The organism is Helicobacter pylori, assembly GCF_011140715.1.
In the GTDB taxonomy this organism is placed as follows: domain Bacteria; phylum Campylobacterota; class Campylobacteria; order Campylobacterales; family Helicobacteraceae; genus Helicobacter; species Helicobacter pylori_DA.
The window spans coordinates 1-1,271 of sequence record NZ_SFZZ01000043.1 but is presented as its reverse complement, the minus strand read 5'-3'; the positions used below and the strand labels follow the sequence as shown (position 1 = coordinate 1,271).

At 43.9% G+C, this 1,271-nt stretch carries 1 protein-coding gene; it reads right to left on the bottom strand.

Annotation, left to right across the window (positions count from 1 at the left end):
* Positions 1-1,271: SabA family sialic acid-binding adhesin (locus tag EWZ81_RS04040; RefSeq protein ID WP_341846691.1), on the bottom strand; the 1,271-nt coding region annotated here is incomplete at both ends.

The window sequence follows — 1,271 nt, the reverse complement described above, 5'->3', positions numbered from 1 at the left end:
CAGCGATGTTTTCGGCTTGCTGTATTTGCTGTTCTTGAGTGCCAAAATGGGCGATGCTGTTTTTAAGATTTGTTATCGTTTGTCCTACATACGCACAGCCTGCCCCCCAAGTGTTAGAAGTCGTCTGGCCCGGATTGGTGCCACGACGCTCGCCACCTTGCATTTCATAACACACCCCTAAAGAGTCATTTACAAAGGCTGTAGGGATTTTTTCAAAGTTTTTCACCACTTGTTCGGCTTGGTTTAAAATCTCTGCTTGGGCTTGAGCGTTTTTGAGCATGCTTTCAGCAAAACTTGCATCTGTGTAAGGGTTGAATGGTTTTCCAGTGTCTAGGTTGTTTTGATTTTGCGCATTTTCACTAACGATTTTGCTTTGCGCGACAGCTTCTTGCGCGTTAGCGATCATGCCTTGGATAGCGCTGATTTCATTCTTAAACATCCCACACATTGTCCCATTGCCGCTTATCCCTTGCCAATAACCGCTACCACCATTCTGAAAGTTTGGGCATGCCTCATTTAGGGTAGTGATAATGATGCTCGCTTGTTTTAAAAGCTCTTGAGCGTTGTTGGTTGTGTTGATGTTTTCTGTTGTGCTTGTTGTTTGTGTTGTATTCCACGAGGTTGAAATAGCTTTCCCATGACTCCATGAATATACTAAAGGGGTATTTGGTTTGCCACCCGTTCTTTTGTCTCCTTGAATAGTGAAATCAAGTTTTGTAGTGGTATTGCTTAAAACGGGGACTCCATCTCCATTAGATCCATTGGCTGTCAAAGCCTTTTGAATGATTTGATAGGCCTTGTTAATGATCGCATAATTTTCAGTGGATATAGGCCCACCATGTCCTGGCTCATAATACGAATTGCAAGTGATGGTCGTCGTATTTTGTCCTGGCACATTATTAAAAGTTTGGATACCTCCATTCGCGCTCTCGTTACTGCCAGGACCACAAGCAGTAAAAGCGTAGCTTGTAACTTGCCACAACCCCACTGCAGCGTTCAACGCTAAAAGCACGGCTTGATAAGCGGGGGAATTGGTTTTGACATCAAGCAAATTCCTAGAGCTTGAGCCTAGATTATCCCTTGCGTCGTTAATCGCGCTCGGATCAGCGGACAATTTGATCAGGGTGTTTAGGGTGCTGTAATTATTCAAAAGATTGTTCAGCTTTTCATAATTGTCTGAAAGTTCTTGAATGCCTTTGGTGTTTTTCACCATTTGAGCGGCTTCACCGATTTGATAGCCTACGCTTGTGTAAAAGCCGTCGTCTTCAGCG